The sequence below is a fragment of the Desulfosporosinus hippei DSM 8344 genome, assembly GCF_900100785.1.
Lineage (GTDB): Bacteria > Bacillota > Desulfitobacteriia > Desulfitobacteriales > Desulfitobacteriaceae > Desulfosporosinus > Desulfosporosinus hippei.
The window spans coordinates 223,441-241,457 of the sequence record NZ_FNCP01000002.1 but is presented as its reverse complement, the minus strand read 5'-3'; the positions used below and the strand labels follow the sequence as shown (position 1 = coordinate 241,457).

Annotated in this window: 19 protein-coding genes and 1 riboswitch; of the genes, 1 reads left to right on the top strand and 18 read right to left on the bottom strand. The window is 43.0% G+C overall.

Going from position 1 to position 18,017, the window contains the following annotated elements; translation table 11 throughout:
* Positions 1-80: 80 nt before the first annotated feature.
* From groL to moaA, 7 genes are all read right to left on the bottom strand, one after another.
* Positions 81-1,721, bottom strand: coding sequence for a chaperonin GroEL (groL, locus tag BLS16_RS03040; protein WP_092329701.1), 1,641 nt, complete (start codon positions 1,719-1,721; stop codon positions 81-83).
* Positions 1,722-1,755: 34 nt separating this feature from the next.
* A complete protein-coding gene (groES, locus tag BLS16_RS03035) occupies positions 1,756-2,040 on the bottom strand; it encodes a co-chaperone GroES (RefSeq protein WP_014901676.1) in 285 nt (94 codons plus the stop codon).
* A gap of 289 nt (positions 2,041-2,329) precedes the next feature.
* Positions 2,330-3,154: an NYN domain-containing protein gene (locus tag BLS16_RS03030; RefSeq protein WP_092329923.1), complete on the bottom strand. Its 825-nt coding sequence runs from the start codon at positions 3,152-3,154 to the stop codon at positions 2,330-2,332.
* A 193-nt stretch (positions 3,155-3,347) separates the two neighbouring features.
* Entirely contained in the window at positions 3,348-3,860 is a 513-nt protein-coding gene (mog, locus tag BLS16_RS03025; RefSeq protein WP_092329698.1) for a molybdopterin adenylyltransferase, read from the bottom strand.
* Positions 3,860-4,294: an MOSC domain-containing protein gene (locus BLS16_RS03020; protein WP_092329695.1), complete on the bottom strand. Its 435-nt coding sequence runs from the start codon at positions 4,292-4,294 to the stop codon at positions 3,860-3,862. Before BLS16_RS03020 ends, mog begins: the two co-directional genes overlap by 1 nt.
* A 129-nt stretch (positions 4,295-4,423) precedes the next feature.
* Entirely contained in the window at positions 4,424-4,897 is a 474-nt protein-coding gene (moaC, locus tag BLS16_RS03015; protein WP_092329692.1) for a cyclic pyranopterin monophosphate synthase MoaC, read from the bottom strand.
* Positions 4,898-4,902: 5 nt separating this feature from the next.
* Positions 4,903-5,874, bottom strand: coding sequence for a GTP 3',8-cyclase MoaA (gene moaA, locus BLS16_RS03010; RefSeq protein ID WP_092329689.1), 972 nt, complete (start codon positions 5,872-5,874; stop codon positions 4,903-4,905).
* Between the two features lie 75 nt (positions 5,875-5,949).
* Positions 5,950-6,080, bottom strand: a riboswitch (molybdenum cofactor riboswitch).
* 171 nt (positions 6,081-6,251) lie between these two features.
* Here moaA and fdhD point away from each other — a divergent pair.
* A complete protein-coding gene (gene fdhD, locus BLS16_RS03005) occupies positions 6,252-7,046 on the top strand; it encodes a formate dehydrogenase accessory sulfurtransferase FdhD (protein ID WP_092329686.1) in 795 nt (264 codons plus the stop codon).
* 2 nt (positions 7,047-7,048) lie between these two features.
* Here fdhD and mobA read toward each other — a convergent pair whose 3' ends face one another.
* The 11 genes from mobA to BLS16_RS02950 form a co-directional block, all read right to left on the bottom strand.
* Positions 7,049-7,693 carry a molybdenum cofactor guanylyltransferase gene (mobA, locus tag BLS16_RS03000; RefSeq protein ID WP_345788508.1) on the bottom strand — a complete coding sequence of 215 codons (645 nt, stop codon included), beginning with the start codon at positions 7,691-7,693 and terminating at the stop codon, positions 7,049-7,051.
* Positions 7,671-7,904, bottom strand: a complete 234-nt coding sequence (locus tag BLS16_RS02995) for a glutaredoxin family protein (protein WP_092329683.1) — start codon at positions 7,902-7,904, stop codon at positions 7,671-7,673. Before BLS16_RS02995 ends, mobA begins: the two co-directional genes overlap by 23 nt.
* A gap of 179 nt (positions 7,905-8,083) precedes the next feature.
* Entirely contained in the window at positions 8,084-10,765 is a 2,682-nt protein-coding gene (fdhF, locus tag BLS16_RS02990; RefSeq protein WP_092329680.1) for a formate dehydrogenase subunit alpha, read from the bottom strand.
* Positions 10,766-10,792: 27 nt separating this feature from the next.
* A complete protein-coding gene (nuoF, locus tag BLS16_RS02985) occupies positions 10,793-12,589 on the bottom strand; it encodes an NADH-quinone oxidoreductase subunit NuoF (RefSeq protein WP_092329677.1) in 1,797 nt (598 codons plus the stop codon).
* 12 nt (positions 12,590-12,601) lie between these two features.
* Positions 12,602-13,084: an NADH-quinone oxidoreductase subunit NuoE gene (gene nuoE / locus BLS16_RS02980; protein ID WP_092329674.1), complete on the bottom strand. Its 483-nt coding sequence runs from the start codon at positions 13,082-13,084 to the stop codon at positions 12,602-12,604.
* A gap of 11 nt (positions 13,085-13,095) precedes the next feature.
* Complete coding sequence (locus tag BLS16_RS02975) at positions 13,096-13,695, bottom strand: 5-formyltetrahydrofolate cyclo-ligase (RefSeq protein ID WP_092329671.1); 600 nt, start codon at positions 13,693-13,695, stop codon at positions 13,096-13,098.
* Between the two features lie 380 nt (positions 13,696-14,075).
* Entirely contained in the window at positions 14,076-15,116 is a 1,041-nt protein-coding gene (gene tsaD / locus BLS16_RS02970) for a tRNA (adenosine(37)-N6)-threonylcarbamoyltransferase complex transferase subunit TsaD (protein WP_092329668.1), read from the bottom strand.
* On the bottom strand, positions 15,113-15,580 hold the full coding sequence (rimI, locus tag BLS16_RS02965; RefSeq protein WP_092329665.1) for a ribosomal protein S18-alanine N-acetyltransferase: 468 nt from the start codon (positions 15,578-15,580) through the stop codon (positions 15,113-15,115). Before rimI ends, tsaD begins: the two co-directional genes overlap by 4 nt.
* Entirely contained in the window at positions 15,573-16,298 is a 726-nt protein-coding gene (tsaB, locus tag BLS16_RS02960; RefSeq protein ID WP_092329662.1) for a tRNA (adenosine(37)-N6)-threonylcarbamoyltransferase complex dimerization subunit type 1 TsaB, read from the bottom strand. Before tsaB ends, rimI begins: the two co-directional genes overlap by 8 nt.
* A gap of 7 nt (positions 16,299-16,305) precedes the next feature.
* Positions 16,306-16,791, bottom strand: coding sequence for a tRNA (adenosine(37)-N6)-threonylcarbamoyltransferase complex ATPase subunit type 1 TsaE (gene tsaE / locus BLS16_RS02955; protein ID WP_092329628.1), 486 nt, complete (start codon positions 16,789-16,791; stop codon positions 16,306-16,308).
* Positions 16,792-16,818: 27 nt separating this feature from the next.
* Positions 16,819-17,991, bottom strand: a complete 1,173-nt coding sequence (locus BLS16_RS02950; RefSeq protein ID WP_092329625.1) for an amidohydrolase — start codon at positions 17,989-17,991, stop codon at positions 16,819-16,821.
* Positions 17,992-18,017: the final 26 nt, after the last annotated feature.

Here is an 18,017-nt window from a genome sequence, read left to right as displayed (position 1 = left end):
GGATTCAAATGTGGTCAAAACATAAGCCTTCTAGGGACTGATACTGTAGACTGGCTGATACCAAAGGTTTCAGGACAATCTTACATCATGCCGCCCATGCCACCCATACCACCCATACCACCAGGCATAGCACCTGCTCCGCCATCTTTTGAAGGCAGGTCAGAGACTAAGCATTCAGTGGTCAAGAGCATAGCAGCAATTGAACCAGCATTTTGCAGAGCTGAACGGGTAACTTTAGCTGGGTCAACAATACCGGCACCAATCATATCTTCATAGACTTCTGTTACTGCATTGAAGCCAATTCCTCTTGTACCGGATTCGCGAACCTTTCCAACAACAACGGAACCTTCGTGTCCGGCGTTATTGGCGATTTGACGAAGTGGCTCTTCGAGAGCGCGACGAACAATACTTACACCAGTTGCTTCGTCCCCAGTTAAGCTGAGTTTATCCAAAGCCTGGATTGCATCAATCAGAGTAGTACCTCCACCGGATACAATACCTTCTTCAACAGCAGCACGAGTAGCAGCTAAAGCATCTTCAATTCGGAGTTTCTTCTCCTTCATTTCAGTTTCAGTAGCAGCACCAACTTGGATAACTGCAACCCCACCAGATAATTTTGCTAAGCGCTCTTGGAGTTTTTCACGATCGAAGTCGGAAGTGGTTTCATCAATCTGACGCTTAATAGCTTCAACACGCTTTTTGATGTCTTCGGTGTTTCCAGATCCTTCGACAAGTGTAGTTTCCTCTTTGGTTACGCGGACTTGGCGTGAACGTCCGAGCATTTCAAGTGTCGTGTTTTCTAATTTGAGGCCTAAGTCTTCAGTGATAACAGTTCCACCTGTCAGAACTGCGATATCTTCGAGCATAGCTTTACGGCGATCACCAAAGCCAGGAGCTTTAACTCCGACGCAAACAAAGGTTCCACGCAGTTTGTTAACTACGAGAGTAGCCAGAGCTTCTCCGTCGATATCTTCAGCGATAATCATTAGTTGGCGACCAGCTTGAACTACCTTTTCAAGGACAGGTAAAACGTCTTGAATTGCACTGATTTTCTTATCAGTGATTAAAATGAAAGGATCATTGAGTACAGCTTCCATTTTTTCTGTGTCAGTAATCATATAAGCGGAAATATAACCGCGGTCAAATTGCATTCCTTCAACAACTTCAAGCTCAGTGGTCATGCCTTTTGCTTCTTCAACAGTGATAACGCCGTCTTTTCCGACTTTTTCCATAGCCTGAGCAATCAGATCACCAATGGTTTTATCACTAGCGGAGATAGAGGCAACTTGAGCAATAGCTTCACTTGTTTCTACGAGTTTAGCATTAGCCTTGATGTCAGCCACAACAACTTCAACTGCTTGTTCAATCCCACGTTTAATGCCCATTGGGTTGGCGCCTGCTGCAACATTCTTAAGACCTTCACGAATAATTGCTTGTGCCAAAACTGTAGCGGTTGTTGTACCGTCTCCGGCAACATCATTGGTTTTGGTAGCAACTTCTTTGACAAGCTGAGCTCCCATATTTTCAAATGGATCTTCTAACTCAATGTCACGGGCAATGGTAACCCCATCATTAGTAATCAGGGGAGATCCGAACTTCTTATCGAGAACGACATTACGTCCTTTTGGTCCCAAAGTTACGCGAACAGCTTCAGCTAGAGCATTAACACCGCGTTCTAAAGCATGACGAGCGTCTTGATTGAAAATAATTTGCTTTGCCAACGTATATTCACTCCTTAAAAATTTTCTTATTCAATTAACCAAGAATGGCTAAAATATCGTTTTCTTTGAGGATTAAGTATTCTTCACCGTCATATTTGACTTCGGTTCCAGCATATTTTGAATAAATTACGCGGTCACCCACTTTGACCTCTAAAGCAATGCGTTCCCCTTTTTCCACTTTTCCAGGTCCAACAGCGACAATTTCACCTTCTTGTGGTTTTTCCTTAGCGGTGTCCGGCATAATGATACCGCTCTTTGTTTTTTCTTCCATCGGGAGTGCCTTAATAATTACCCGATCTGCTAGAGGTTTAATGTTCATGAAGAAAAGTCCCTCCTATTTTTTGTATTTTTTTATTAAATACTTGTTAGCACTCGACTCTATTGAGTGCTAACAATATATCTATAATAATATGCAAGGGGGTGCGGGAAAGCAACCCCCCTAATGCCTAAAAAATATAGATTTATGCTCAATTTGCTCATTAAATCTTATAATTGCTTTTGTTTTCATGCACTTGTTAATTTAAAGGGCTCAACCCCTCTCCCCTTGCGCATCTCCGTATTGTCTACCCACTATAATTACCAGATTAAGAACCTTCTATGCATGAATTTTATTCTAAACTTAATTTTAATTGTCTCTCTGACACATTCTCATAAAGATTCCCTAATACCTCCTGAACCTTAGGTTTTTTCAGATTAAGCAGGTAAATTTTGGTTTTTCCTATCCTCAAGTTTGGATCAGGATGCTCTTTTTCTCTGAGAATATCTTCTTTAAGCATATAGCGAATAAACTCTTTCACTTGTGAGATTGAACGTCCAAGAAGTTCTGTCAATGCCGATCTGGCTTTTGTTGATGCTACGTAGGGTAAACGAATTTGAAGTGTTCCAAGGATCTGAATTCCTTGTTCCAAATCTTGTTCAGGTTGGTACTCTGGCTCATGTTTCTCTTGCAAAATCCACTGTAAAAGGTCATCTTCTTCACAATAGGGCTGCAAAGCATGATGAACACTTCCAGAAACCCCAATCACCTTAACATCTTTCCCCCAGGCTCTTATTTTCCTTAGTAATGAAAGAAAGTCTCCATCTCCCGTCAGAAATAAGAACATATCAAAGGTGGCTGCTCTTGTCAGCAAGATTTCTTGTGCTTCGAGCATTAGCTCCAGATCTGCTGCATTACGACGAAGCTCAGTGCTTGAATAATTATTTTTGCCATAAACATGCCGTGTGAAAACATTAGTTTTCTCAAAGCTTGTTTGGGTTCTCCAAAATTCCTCACGATCAAAGTTAGCGTATAGATAAATTGCCATTAAATAAATATCATTACGATCTGAATAAAGTTGCAAGAACTGAACTAACTGTTCCGGTGACAGGTCAAACCCTCGGTCTAATAAACTAGTCCATATATTCTCATAATCTACAAATGCTATGGCTTTCAAAATTATCACCTCACCAGCCACTATCTCCTCTACTCTACTTTACGTAAATCTTTGGACAGACGTGACAAGCTTCGGTATCAATGCCAACTTGTTAACAAAAATTATTAAGAGTGTCTAGAAGATTATTATGACAATAACAAGAGATTGGCATAATGCCAATCTCTTGTTATTGTGTTGCGTTCAGCCTCTATTTTTAGTTAATTTTGGGCAGTTGCGCTGTTGAGGCACATTCACTAGCTTCCCCTTTGAGAATTTGAATCCCATGAGGTATCGCCGGCGCGATAGCTGCAAAACACTCACGTACTGCCTTAGGACTACCTGGCATATTAATAATCAAGGTTCTCTTCCTAATAACTGCAATAGCCCTGCTTAACATGGCCTTTGGCGTTACCTTTAGGCTTTCCATTCTCATCACCTCTGCAATGCCAGGAACCATACGATCAGCTACGGCTAGGGTAGCCTCTGGGGTTACATCTCGAATCGAGAATCCTGTTCCACCAGTGGTGAGAATCAAATCCAAGTTGAGTTCATCTGCCCATTGACACATGGTTGCTTCTAATTGTGCTTGGTCATCGGGAAGCACTATATACATTACAACTTCGCCATCAATTTCTTGAACGAGCTTGCCAAGGGTAGGGCCTGAGAGATCCTCCCTTTCTCCACGGGATCCTTTATCACTAGCTGTGATTATTCCAACACGAAGCATTACTCAATCACCTCAATAATGTCTCCAACTCGAACAGCGCCACCCTCCAGAAGACGAATAAAAATTCCTTCTTTGGGCATAACACAATCTCCGGCTTGATGGTAAATCGCACATCTTGTATGACATTCTTTGCCGATCTGGGTAACTTCCCCTACGCTTGTAGCACCTATCTTCAGCTTAGTGCCAATTGGCAGGGTATAAAGTTCTATTCCCTCTGTGGTTAGGTTCTCTGCAAAATCCCCAGGCACTACCTTCAAGCCTTTCTCCTGCATCGTCTTTATGCTCTCTATAGCAAGCAGACTAACCATACGATGCCAATCTCCTCCATGAGCATCCCCTTCAAGCCCGAAATTGACCTTTAAGATTCCTTCACCTACATTTTTTTTACGCATTCCTTTTCGTTCACTTGTACAAACAGCTACGATTTTCCCCACCATAAAGCCCCCTCAACTAAATTGTTATATCGGAAACTTACGCATCTGGAGCTCTACTTCATATGCGTTGGTTGAACTTAGGCATGTCTTACTTGCAATTTCTCCCTCTATAATGCAAGCGATTGGCAGTTAATCATGTATATAATGCCCGCTTTTCCCGCCTATTTTCTCCACCAAATAAATATCTTTAATCATCATATTCTTGTCAATTGCTTTACACATATCATAGATGGTCAAGGCAGCCACACTTACAGCTGTCAATGCCTCCATTTCAACCCCGGTTTTGCCATGAACTTTCACACTTGCCTCGATGTCTATTTCACCAGGCTCTACAAATTTAAAACTCAGTTTAGCACCGGTAATCGCCAATGGATGGCACATAGGAATCAACTGGGATGTCTGCTTGGCCGCCATAATTCCAGCAACTTGGGCCACTCCCAAAACATCTCCTTTAACAATTAAACCTGAGCGAATTCTCTCCAATGTCTCGGGTTTCATAAGTATCTTTCCCTGAGCAACAGCAACTCGTGCTGTCTCAGCTTTATCACTGACATCCACCATACGAGCGCGGCCTTCCTCATCAAAATGTGTTAAATCCTCCACTCTATTCACCCTCCGATCTGAGACATTACGCGTGTATCTTGCCACGCTTCGTTGTTCATATGATGCTCTGCAGGTTTATGCCATACCGCCTGAGCAAACAATTTCATAATCTCCTGGTCGGAGATACCTGACCGCAAAACCTCTCGAAAATCAACTTCATGCTTGCTGTGCAGGCATGGTCTTAATTTTCCATCGGCAGTTAAGCGCACCCGATTACAAGTATTACAAAAATGGCGACTTAAGGCACTAATAAAGCCGATACTCCCCTTAAAACCATTGGGTCGAAAATACTCTGCAGGTCCTCCACCGGGAATGTCCTTAATGGGAATATCATCCTCAAGTCCTAGCAGTTCCTTCATTTCCTGAATAGGGACAAAATCTGACCTTTGTTCGGAGCTAACCCCAATCGGCATTAGCTCTATAAATCGAACGTGAAGGGGATATTGCTTGGCCAGGGTAAGAAAGCTCGGCAGCTCATCGGTATTAAATCCCCGGACAACCACCACATTAATTTTAACTGGATTAAGGCCCGCCTCAAGGGAACGAAAAACCCCTTGAATAACTTTTGAGACGTCACCACCACGCGTGTTTTCGTAAAAACGATCTCGATCCATGGTATCTAAGCTAATATTAATGCGCTGAACCCCTGCTGACTTTATATCAAAAGCCATTTCCGGAAGTAACAATCCGTTAGTAGTTAGCATAAGATCATCTACGCCCGGTAGTTGTGCACTTTCCTGTAAAAAATCTAAAATACCCTTGCGAACCAAAGGTTCACCACCTGTAACTCGAAAACGGCGGAAGCCTAATTGTGTACTTATCCTCATTAATCTTAAAATTTCTTCGAAGGAAAGGATTGAGTCATGAGGCAGCCATTGAACTCCTTCAGCCGGCATACAATATTGACAGCGAAGATTACAACGGTCTGTGACAGAGATTCTGAGATATTCAATTCGCCTAAGATATTGATCTTGCATTAAGACTCCTCTTTCTCAGATTGTTATTTTTAAACAACAAAAAAACCCGCGGTCTGCAAACAACCGGGGATTAATTCCACCTGTCGACAGACTCCTTTCCAGCAGGAGATATTACAGTTTCCCATAATACCCGAGTGCCTAATGACACTTGTCTGGTCACCATTGCATATGCTTTAGGTTACCCAGCTTCGGAGTAATTCAATTGTTTTCCCTTGAAGTAATAATTCGCCACTTAAAGCTAATTTCCTTTTTTGGATCTTCTTTAAATAGCTCGTTTTTTATGATTTCATTATTTTCTATTTATCCTATCGAAAAAACATTTAGGTTTCTTTAATAATATTGTACACTATAAGAAAGGCTATGTCCAAGGAGGATTTATGACAAATGAAACCGTTACCCATACCATTCTTAAAGCCAACGGAGAATTATTAGAATGGCTAGAGGATACAGTTGTTCGTGAAATTCCACTAACCGTCCACTATAACAGTGAGGAAATAGCAACATTATTGTGCTCTCCTTCTCAAATTGAAGAGCTTACACTTGGTTTTTTATTTAATGAGGGATTTATCCAAGTTCCCGAAGACGTCTACGAAATACGACAAGATCCTGAAAACTTCATGATTTGGGTCGAAGGCAGGCCCTGCGTTTTACAAAAAGAGCTAATGAGTAAACGATACGTTTCTGCTTGTTGTGGTAAAAGCCGAGCGTCCTTTTGCTTTGCCAATGATGCGTTGATGGTTAAACCAATAACCTCCAACTATCGCATCTCTCTTCAAGAAGCTTATAGTTATGCAAAATTCCTACAGTCTTATCTCCCGCTTTTTGCAAAAACAGGAGGGATTCACAGCGGCGGAATAGGCTGCCAAGGAGAAGTCCTAATGACAAGTTACGATATCGGCAGACATAATGTTTTTGATAAACTAAGTGGGGAAGCTTTTCGCAAAGCGTTAAATCTTGAAAACCATGTGGTTTTTTTCAGTGGTCGAGTTGCCTCAGAAATACTACTTAAGGTTGCCAAAATGAAAGCACCTATTCTTATTGCCCGCGGTGCTCCAACGGATATGGCTCTTTCCCAGGCAGCTGCTCTAAACATTACGGTTCTGGGATTTGCCAGGGATCAACGGGTAAATATTTATACTTGCCCTGAACGTATCATGTGTAACTCTAAATGAATCTAAATAGGGGTTATGGTCTTATTGATATGAGACCATTCTTCAGGTGTATTTACGTTGCAAAACGCCTTTGTTAAATCTGAAAAACGACCCATTTCCTTTTCATCCACATACTTAGCTGAACATACTGGGTAGAAATCAATAATCTTCAGGCGGTCTGCCTCAAGATTATTTTTTATTGCACTCAGACAACGCCGATGATAAAAAGCATGCAATGGATGAAGGCCAGACTGAAGTTTTGGGACGACTACATCATAATCCAAACTCCACCTTGCTAAAAAACGAATAAGTTCTATTTCCAAAAACGGCATATCACAGGCTACAAAAAATACGACATCATGCTTCGCTGCTTTAAGACCTTGATAAAGCCCCTCCAAGGGACCTCGACCTATAACCTCATCCCCAATAACCGGCAACTCATACTGGGTAAAGAGTTCAGGCCGATTACTACTGATTAACACCTCAGGAAATAAAGTCTTCAAGACCTTAAGACTTCGTTCTGCCAATGACTGTCCTTCTATCTCAAGAAACGCCTTATCCTTTTTCATCCGTGAGCTTTTTCCACCCGCTAATAAAACCCCGGTTGCCTGCAACTTTGGAGCTTGTATTTCGGATTTTAGAGTATTAATTTTTGAAGACCTCCTCATATTCCTTTAGCGAGAAGCGAGTGAGAATTTGTTTACCTACAATGGTTACCGGAACTCCAATCAAATTCGTTACCTTTCGCAATTCTTTTAAATTCTTCGGAATCAGGATATTCTTCTCTACAAACATAATTCCTCGTCCAGTGAGGAATCGTTTAGCTCGTGCACAATATGGGCAAAGGGGTAATGTATACATTACTATTTCTTGTTTCAAAAACCCTCACTCCCCCTATCATTAAAAACGCATATTCTATATTCAATGTACCATATTCAAACTTCTATGTCACGAGCGTGTTGAGGGGACGGTCCTTTTAACACACTATATTGTGTGTTAAAAGGACCGTCCCCTCAACACGCCAGAGTAAAGGGACCCTTACGGGTCCCTTTAGTATCTTAGCTAACCTTGGAAATTTTTACACCGCATACTTTATACTCATAGGTTTTGGTAACTTTGTCATAAGCACCATTGGTTAAGACATTGGTTGGTGAATCAAAATAGTGAAGTGTCATGAAGACCATACCTTCTGGGACTCTATCGGTAACTTTAACTTTAGTTTTCAGCTCACCACGGCGTGATGCTACTTGGACTACTTCTCCATCTTCAATTCCCAGCTTCTTAGCGTCTGAAGGATTAACCTCAGCAAGCTCTTCAGGAGAATGGATGCCCAATGAAGGTGAGTGTTGGGTGAAAACATTATAGTGTGAGAGTTTACGTCCGGTATTGAGCAAGAAAGGATATTCCTCATCGGGCAATTCAGCAGGCAGCTGATTTTCTATAGCCATAAAGAGTCCTTTACCCCGGTTAAACTTTCCTTCATGCAGGAACTTGGTACCTGGGTGCTCTGCATGGGGTACAGGCCATTGCAGCCCTTGTGTTCCCAATCGCTCATGGGTTATCCCCGCAAATTGTGGGGCGAGCTTTGAGATTTCCTCCATGACATCTGCAGAGGATTCATAGTTGAAGGGGTAACCCATACGAGTAGCCAGCTCACAAATGATCTCTCCATCTGTCTTAGCATTTCCAATAGGCTTAATGGCCTGATTTACCATTTGTACCCTTCGCTCAGTATTTGTGAAAGTACCTGTCTTCTCTGCATAACTAGCACCAGGTAAGACGACATCCGCTAGTTTTGCTGTTTCAGACAAGAAAATTTCTTGAACAACAAGGAAGTCTAATGCCTCAAGACCTTTGCGAACATGGTTCGCATCGGCATCCGTAATGACCGGATCTTCTCCCAAGACATACAGAGCACGCAGATCCTTACTAACTGCAGCCCCAAACATATCAGGAATCATAAAACCAGGATTCGGATCAAGGGGAACTCCCCAAGCTGCTTCGAACTTGGCCCGTACTTCGGGGCTGGCAACCTGTTGGTAACCGGGATAAACATTGGGAAGTGCTCCCATATCACAGGCACCCTGTACGTTATTCTGCCCGCGCATTGGGTTAACCCCTGAACTCTCCTTACCAATATTTCCCGTCAGCATAGCCAGGTTTGCCAAACTCATAACATTATCCGTTCCACAGGTATGCTCAGTGATCCCTAAGGTATAGAAGATTGAAGAGCGTTCAGCGGTAGCATAGATTCTGGCAGCTTCTTCAAGCTGTTCTACGGGAACTCCCGTTACTTTACTTACTACTTCCGGAGTATATTCCTTTACTGCTTCTCTAACTTTTTCAAAGCCTTCTGTTCGTTCAGCAATAAACTCTTTATTTTCCCACCCGTTAGCCAGAATAATGTTCATGATTCCGTTGATCAAAGCAATATCCGTTCCCGGTCTCAGTCTCAGCCAAACATCTGCATCCTCGGCAAGATTGATGCACCGAGGGTCAGCAACAATCAGTTTAGCGCCTTTGGCCAGGGCTTGTTTCATTTTTGTTCCGATTACCGGATGAGCTTCTGTCGGATTAGAACCAATTACAAACATCGCCTTAACATTAGGAATTTCATTAATTGAGTTAGTCATCGCTCCGGATCCAAATGAGGTGGCCAGACCGGCCACAGTGGGAGCGTGTCAAGTCCTTGCGCAGTGATCGACATTGTTTGTGCCGATTACCGCGCGCATGAATTTTTGCATCAGATAATTTTCTTCATTTGTGCAGTGAGCTGAGCTTAAAGCAGCTATAGAGTTGGGACCATAGGTCTTTTTAATCTCTCCCAACTTAGAGGCGACCAAATCCAGAGCCTCATCCCAATCTGCCGGAACCAGTTCTCCATTTTTCCTAATTAATGGTGTGGTTACACGATTGTCGCTATAGATCATGTCCATTCCAAAACGGCCTTTAACACATAAAGCTTTGCCATTCACCGGTGCCTCAGGATTAGAAGTTACCCCAATGACTTTTCCGTCTTTAACATTCAAATCAAAGTTACAACCTACTCCACAGAAAGGACAAGTCGTTTGGACTTTGGATACTTCCCAAGGACGCCCTTTACCGACCATTTGCTTTTCAGTCAGTGCTCCGACTGGACATACTGAAACGCAAGATCCGCAAAAATCACAATCGGACTCTTTATAAGGCAGATTGAAAGCAGGACCTACTTGTGTATCAAAACCTCTAAAGGAAAAGTCTAGAATGCTTTTTCCTTGAATTTCTGTACAAGCCTTAATACATTTTCCGCATAAGATACATTTATTGGGGTCTCGCAGAATAAAAGGATTACTGTCATCAATTGGCAGACAGCGCTTCTCCCCTTGATAGACCTCACCGGTTACCCCATAGTCATAGGCATATTCTGCTAAAGAACAATCTCCCATCTTCTGACAGGTCATGCAATCTAACGGATGATTGGCAACAAGTAGTTCCAAGATAATTTTCCGTGCTTGGCGAACCTTAGGATTTTGTGTCTCTACCTTCATACCCTGTGCTGCTTGAGTAACACAAGAGGGGGGAAGATTGCGCATCCCTTCGATTTGAACCACACACAGACGGCATGCTCCCGCAGAGGTTAGCTCCGGCGCATGACACAAGGTTGGAATAGGAATATTATTCATACGACAGGCATCAAGTACGGTGGTACCTTTAGGTACACTGACTTCACGTCCATCAATTGTTAATGTAAGCCACTCCAAAGTATTCACTCCTCTCAATAGTTATACTTATGCTCTGCTGATCGCTCCAAACTTACACTTGTCCATACAAGTTCCACATTTAATACACTTATCTTCATCAATGACATAGGGAGTATTGGTTTTCTTATCGCCTGAAATGCAGTTCGCGGGACAGTTTTTAGCACAAAGGCTGCACATTTTGCATTTCTCGGTATCAATAGTATAACTCAGAAGGGCCGTACAGTTGTGAGCCGGACATTTATGGTCATGAATGTGCGCCTCATACTCATGCCTGAAATACTTCAAAGTCGCCAGAATTGGGCTTGGTGCAAACTGACCTAATCCGCAAAGAGAGGTTTCCTTAATGGTATAAGCAAGATTTTCTAAGGTATCAAGATCTTCCTCTTTACCTTCTCCCTTCGTGATCCTATCCAGTATCTCATACATCCGCGTGGTTCCCTCACGACATGGAGTACATTTCCCGCAGGATTCTTTCTTTGAAAAGTTTAAGAAATAACGGGCAATATCCACCATACAAGTGGTCTCATCCATGATAACCAGTCCGCCTGAACCCACCATTGCTCCAGCTTGGGTCAAAGTATCATAATCTACTGCCAAATCAAGCATGTCCTCAGGCAAACAGCCACCGGAGGGGCCACCGATTTGAACAGCTTTAAATTTCTTGCCGCCCTGAATTCCATCTCCAATGTCAAAGATGATCTCTCTGAGAGTTGTTCCCATTGGAACTTCTACCAAGCCTGTATTGTTAACCTTACCTGTTAAAGCAAAGATCTTCGTTCCTTTACTTTTTTCCGTACCAAATTGTGTATACCACTCTGCACCATTGCGCAAAATATGAGGAATATTGGACCATGTTTCAACGTTATTAATATTGGTTGGTTTGCCCCATAGCCCGCTAACCGCCGGGAAAGGAGGACGAACCCTAGGCATTCCGCGTTTTCCTTCGATAGAAGCCATCAAGGCAGTTTCTTCTCCACAGACAAAGGCTCCCGCTCCGGCAAAGACATTAAGGCGGAAATTAAAGCTGGAACCAAGAATATTATCTCCTAGATAGCCAGCCTCTTCTGCCTGCTTAATGGCAATTTCCAAGTGCTTAATGGCTAAGGGATACTCTGCCCGACAATATACATACCCTTCATCAGCTCCGATGGCATAGGCACCAATGAGCATTCCCTCAATAACCGAATGGGGATCTCCTTCAAGAACACTGCGATCCATAAATGCTCCCGGATCCCCTTCGTCAGCGTTGCAAATAATATACTTTTTATCACTGGGAGTTTGACGGCAAAAACCCCACTTTAAGCCGGTAGGGAATCCGGCACCACCACGACCCCGCAGGCCAGACTTCTTAACTTCTTCCATGACCTCTTCAGGCGACATTTCTTTAAGAGCTTTTTGGATGCCCTTATAACCGTCCCGTTCCGTATAATCCGTAATTTTCTGAGGATCAATGACACCACAATTGTGAAGTACAATTCGATGCTGCTTTGAGAAAAAATTAATATCTGACATTAAGCTGACAGGTTTTTGAGTTGTCTGATCAATCAGCAGAAGCCGCTCAACCCGTTCTCCCTTGATAAGCTCTTGGGATACGATTTCCTCGACATCCTCTTTAGTAACACGGGTATATAAAATGTGCTGGGGTTCAATAACCAGCGTTGGTCCTTTTTCGCAAAAACCTTGACATCCCGTACCAACAACACTTACGGTCTCTTCAAGTCCTTGTCGCTTGATCTCCTCTTTCAAGATATCGATGATCGGAAGTGCTCCTGATGAGGCACATCCGGTTCCTGCACAAACTAGAATCCGTTGGTTCTCAGCCATCCCTTTATCCCCCTACTCGTATTTAGCCAATATCCCGGCAATGCTCTCCGGTACTAAACGTCCATGAACCTCATTGTTAATTGATATTACCGGTGCCAGACCACAAGCCCCTATGCAGGCCACTACTTCCAAGGTAAAACGTCTATCCTCTGTTGTTCCTCCATCTGAAATCTTTAATTCCTTTTCAAGAGTTTCGACAATTTTGGCTCCGCCACGAACATGACAAGCAGTTCCCAAACAGATATTGATTAAATTACGTCCCACAGGAGTTAAGCGAAACTGGGCATAAAATGTAACTACACCATAAATTCTGGCTAACGGGATACGCAGGGCTTTACTAATGTGTTTTAGCACATGAGCAGGCAAATACCCATAAACCTCTTGCGCTCCTTGCAAAACTGGGATAAGAGGTCCGTTCTGATGTTTATGCTTATTAATTATTTCTTCCAGCTGGATTTGCTTAGGATCTACTAGCTCTTCACACGCAGTGCACAAAAAAATCCCCCCTATTGATTTGCTATTGTTCCAAAATTGTAGACCGTTTTTTCCGTGACTAATTTAGTCATTTTAGCATCATGCTTATCAACAGGTACTTGGTCAATAATCTGACATTCAAAACCAAGGGCTACCCTGGGTGTCAAGCTCTTTAACCGGGGAAAAAAGCGATCATAAAAGCCTCCCCCATACCCTAAGCGATTTCCCTGCAGGTCAAATCCTGCTCCGGGTACAACGACTAAATCAATCTCTAAAGGATTTACCTCCTCATTTGTCAGTTTTGGTTCACGAATTCCCCAAGCTCCCGGCTCAAGATCTACCGCTAGATTGCTGACTTTCAGAGGAAGAAGTATCCCCTTAGGCGCACAACGAGGTAATATTAGCTTTTTTTCACACGCAATTACCGCTTCCGCTGAGGCAGTTGTTTCGACTTCATCGCGAAAGTTAAGGAATAACATCACTGTTTGTGCTGTTTTGAATTCCGGCAGGTCTTCTAACTTTTTCCGGATCAAAAAACTTTTATTGCTTCTCTCTTGCTCTCCTAAAGCGGCCCGTTGCTGTAAACACGATTTGCGCACTTCAATCTTTGAACAATACGATTCTTCATTCATCTTTGAGCTACCCCTTTGGTAAAATCTCGTGCATTTAGAATTATTCGATTAATCTAGGCAAAATCCTTCCCCAAAAAATTAAAATATTTTGTTAATAACTTTAATATCTGCTACTTATATCACTCATAAGTTCTATTTACATTATCCATTCGTTCTTTTGAAACCCACAAAGTTATCCACTTATAAAATCCTATTATTGCGCCTTGTTCTTAGGTTATCCACATTATCCACAGGGTCTGTGGATAATACTATCCCAAAACCAACAGATCCTGTATAGAACAGCAAAGCCGCCATAATAAGTTATCTACAGACTTATCCACATTGTCCACAGGTCTACCTTATCCACAGAACATATGCTTCCTTAATAGAGCATTATTGTTTTAGTTGTTTAGCCTGGGAAAACTAAGTCCGGGAACTGCGTTTAGAGTCCAGGGTGCAAAGTCTCCCACTAAGTAATGATAATATCCGGCCGTTGCTATCATAGCCCCATTGTCAGTACAATAAATAGGCTCTGGATAGACCAGACGGATCCCTAGCTTTACTAAAGACATTTCTAAGGTTTCACGCAGCAGCTTATTAGCTGCAACTCCACCTGCTAGGAGCAGAGTCTTAACCCCCGTTCTTTTAATAGCCATTAAGGTCTTGCGTACCAATACATCGACTACCGCTTCCTGGAAAGAAGCTGCAATATCCGGAACACTTAAAACCTCTCCACGCATCCGAGCTGAGTTCAAGGTGTTTAAGACGGCAGATTTCATACCACTAAAACTAAAATCCAAACTATCCGCCTCCAGCATCGCCCTGGGAAATTTAAAAGCCTGAGCATTGCCCTCTTGACTCACCCTTTGGATCTGAGGACCTCCCGGATAACCTAACCCTAAAGTTCTAGCTACTTTATCTAAAGCTTCTCCCGCTGCATCATCTCGAGTGTACCCCAATACTTCATACTTCCCATGACCTTCAAACAGAATCAAATGGGTATGCCCGCCGGAAACTAATAAGGCTAGCAGGGGGAACTGCAAGTCTTTATGCTGAATAAAATTAGCGTAGATATGAGCTTCCAGGTGATTAATTCCAATCAAAGGTATCTTCGATGCGTAGGCCATAGCCTTTGCTCCGGAAACCCCAACTAATAAGGAACCGACTAGTCCGGGACCATAGGTAACAGCAATGGCAGACAAATCTTGAAACGTTACCTTGGCCTCATCAAGAGCCTGCTGAACAACTGGTCGAAAATGCATGCTGTGCTCTCGTGAAGCAATTTCAGGTACAACTCCTCCATACTTTTGATGAGTAGATATCTGTGAGGAGATAACATGACTCCGAAGATCCTCGCCATTCGCCAATACGGCTGCCGATGTCTCATCACAGCTAGTTTCAATTCCTAAAATTATAACTTTGCTCTTTTGATTCCCAGTCATGCCTTATTCACCGCCATTCCTAATTCTGCCCACATAATTAAGGCATCTTCTCCTGTATCCGCATAGTACCCTTTTCGAACTCCAGCGGTAGTAAACCCCAAGCGTTGATATAAGGACTGGGCTGGGCTATTCGATTTTCGAACCTCAAGTGTCATGCGTTCCATTCCCTCATCTGCCATTTTAGACATAACAGAACGCATCAAAAACTCTCCCCATTGTTGCCCCCGATAATTCGGAGCAATTGCTACATTTGTAATATGACCTTCGTCAAGTATAAACCAGAGTCCCATATAACCAATTACTTTGCCATCTAACTCTAAGCAAGAATACCTTGCATATTCATTATCTTTCAACTCCGCTTTAAAGGCTTGTACGGACCAAGGTGTAGAAAAAGAAGCAATTTCAATTTCCATTATTGCCTCGAGATCTTCCACAAGCATGGGACGTATAATCCCGTTATTCATCTTTCCCGTTCCTCCGCGCTTCCTCTTTCTTCGCCCAATTTACCTCTGCCTCTGAAAAGCGGATATAGTAGGGTTCAACCAGTTCCCCTTCACCAATTTCTTTCCACCTTTCCCAGACGGCTTGGGCAGCATAGGCACCTCGAGGCAAACTTATATAGTCTGGTAAAATCACGGCTCTCTCACCTAATACTTCCTCAATTCTTTCCTTAGCCTTACCTGCAGCATCCCCTACAAAACAAATCGAACAATTCAATCCTCTTAAATAATCCAGCCATTGTTCAGTTGCCATAGCTTGCGGTGGTGTTAAACAATCAGCACGTTCTGCCCCTGACCGCCAATGATAGCGTGCAGTATACCACTCATTTTTCCGTGCATCTAATATGGGAACAATGTCCTCAGTTCTTCCCTTACCGGCCCATGCCAAAGCATCTAAGGACACTACGGCCACAAGCGGAAGATTAAGAACCTGGGCTAATCCCTGTGCTGTTGCAATTCCAATACGAATACCTGTAAAAGAACCGGGCCCCCGCACTACACCGATCATCTCAAGATCCTGGAGAGACCAATCCGCAGCTGAAAGTAATTGATCGAGCATGGGGATAATTCGTTCCGAGTGAGTTTTTGAGGTGTGTAAAAAACCCTCACTAACTAATTGTCCACCTTCCGCTAAAGCTAAGGCTGTAACCTTTGTTGTAGTATCTATGGTTAAATATTTCATTGGATCACTATAACCTCCTGTTATTTGCCAAAAAGTTTAAGCGTTGCTCCCACCTAGAGTCATTAGAATACACAATGATCTCACGGGGCATTTCTCCACTTCCATGGATTTCAACATTTAAGCGATCATCCGGCAAATAATCCTCCGCAATTTTTGGCCATTCTATCAGACAAATCGCATCTTCGACAAAGGAATCCTCAATTCCAATGACCTCAGCCTCTTCGGGGTGCTGTAATCGATAAAGATCCATGTGAATCAAGCGAATCTCTGTTCCATTTGCTTGACCATTATATTCATGAATCAAAGTGAAGGTTGGACTCGTCATAGGGCCAACGATTGCTAGCCCCTCCCCCACTCCCTGAGCAAAAGCCGTTTTACCTGCTCCTAAATCCCCAATCAGAGCAACCACATCTCCTCCACACAAAAACCCGGCCAGTTGTTTCCCCAACTCACGTGTATCCTCAACTGTTATACTTGTAAATCTTTGCTCCATTTTTTCCTCCTGATTACAATGGCTTTATTATATAGCTTCCGGCTTTACAATCTTTCCATTAATGATGACGTAGAGTGGGTTGGCCTTGATTGTAAAAGGATGTTCAGACCAAATAACAATATCTGCATCCTTCCCGACTTCTAAAGTTCCGATACGATCAGATACCCCTAAGATCTCTGCTGCATTAATAGTTATAGCCCGTAAAGCATCTTCCTCATCCATCCCTGCTTTACACGCTAAAGCTGCACAAAGAGGAAGTTGTTCAATTGGAGTGACAGAATGATCCGTCATAATTGCTACCTTGACTCCAGCCTTAGCTAAAATTCCGGGGGTTTGGAAGGATTTATCCTTCAGCTCGACTTTAGACCGATTGGTAAGTAAAGGTCCTACGACAGCAGGATATCCCTGTTCCGCTAGTTCCTCTGCAATTTTGTGTCCTTCAGTACAATGTTCTATGACCAAGTCTACATTGAACTCTCGGGCAATGCGAATAGCTGTCATAATATCATCTGCACGATGAGCATGAGCTCGAAGGGGGATTTCGCGATTTAATACCTTAACGAGAACCTCTAAGCCCAAGTCTCTCTCCGGGAGCTTATCCGGATCTGCTTCACCTTGCTCCAACTTATCCTTATAGGTCTGGGCATCCACTAAGGTTTGACGAAGAAGTGCTGCAGTTCCCATCCGAGTCATAGGCATTTTCTTTTGTTCTCCATAAACCATCTTAGGATTCTCCCCGAAGGCTATCTTCATTCCCGCAGGATCACGCACTATCATTTTGTCAACAATCTCCCCTGCAGTTTTCATAACCACCCCGGTACCTCCAATTACGTTGGCACTCCCAGGTACGGTAAAGACTGCAGTCACTCCACCTAGACGAGCATCTCTAAAACCCTCATCTTCAGGGTTAATCCCATCAATAGCCCGCATATCCGGTGTGACGGGGTCTGTCATCTCATTAAAATCTTCTCCTTCCCAGCGGTAGATCTCTTCTCCAATCCCCACATGGCAATGAGCATCAATAAATCCCGGCAAGACGAGAGCCCCCCCAGCATCAATCACTTCTGCATCTTCAGTAACGTTCAGATCGATGGTCTCACCAAGGGCAGCAATTTTCGCCCCTTCAATAAGGATATACCCCATAAATTCTTGCCCAGCCATAGTTTTAATCAGACCATTTTTTATATAAAGCTTCTTCATACTTAGTCTACTCCTTCAATTTACAC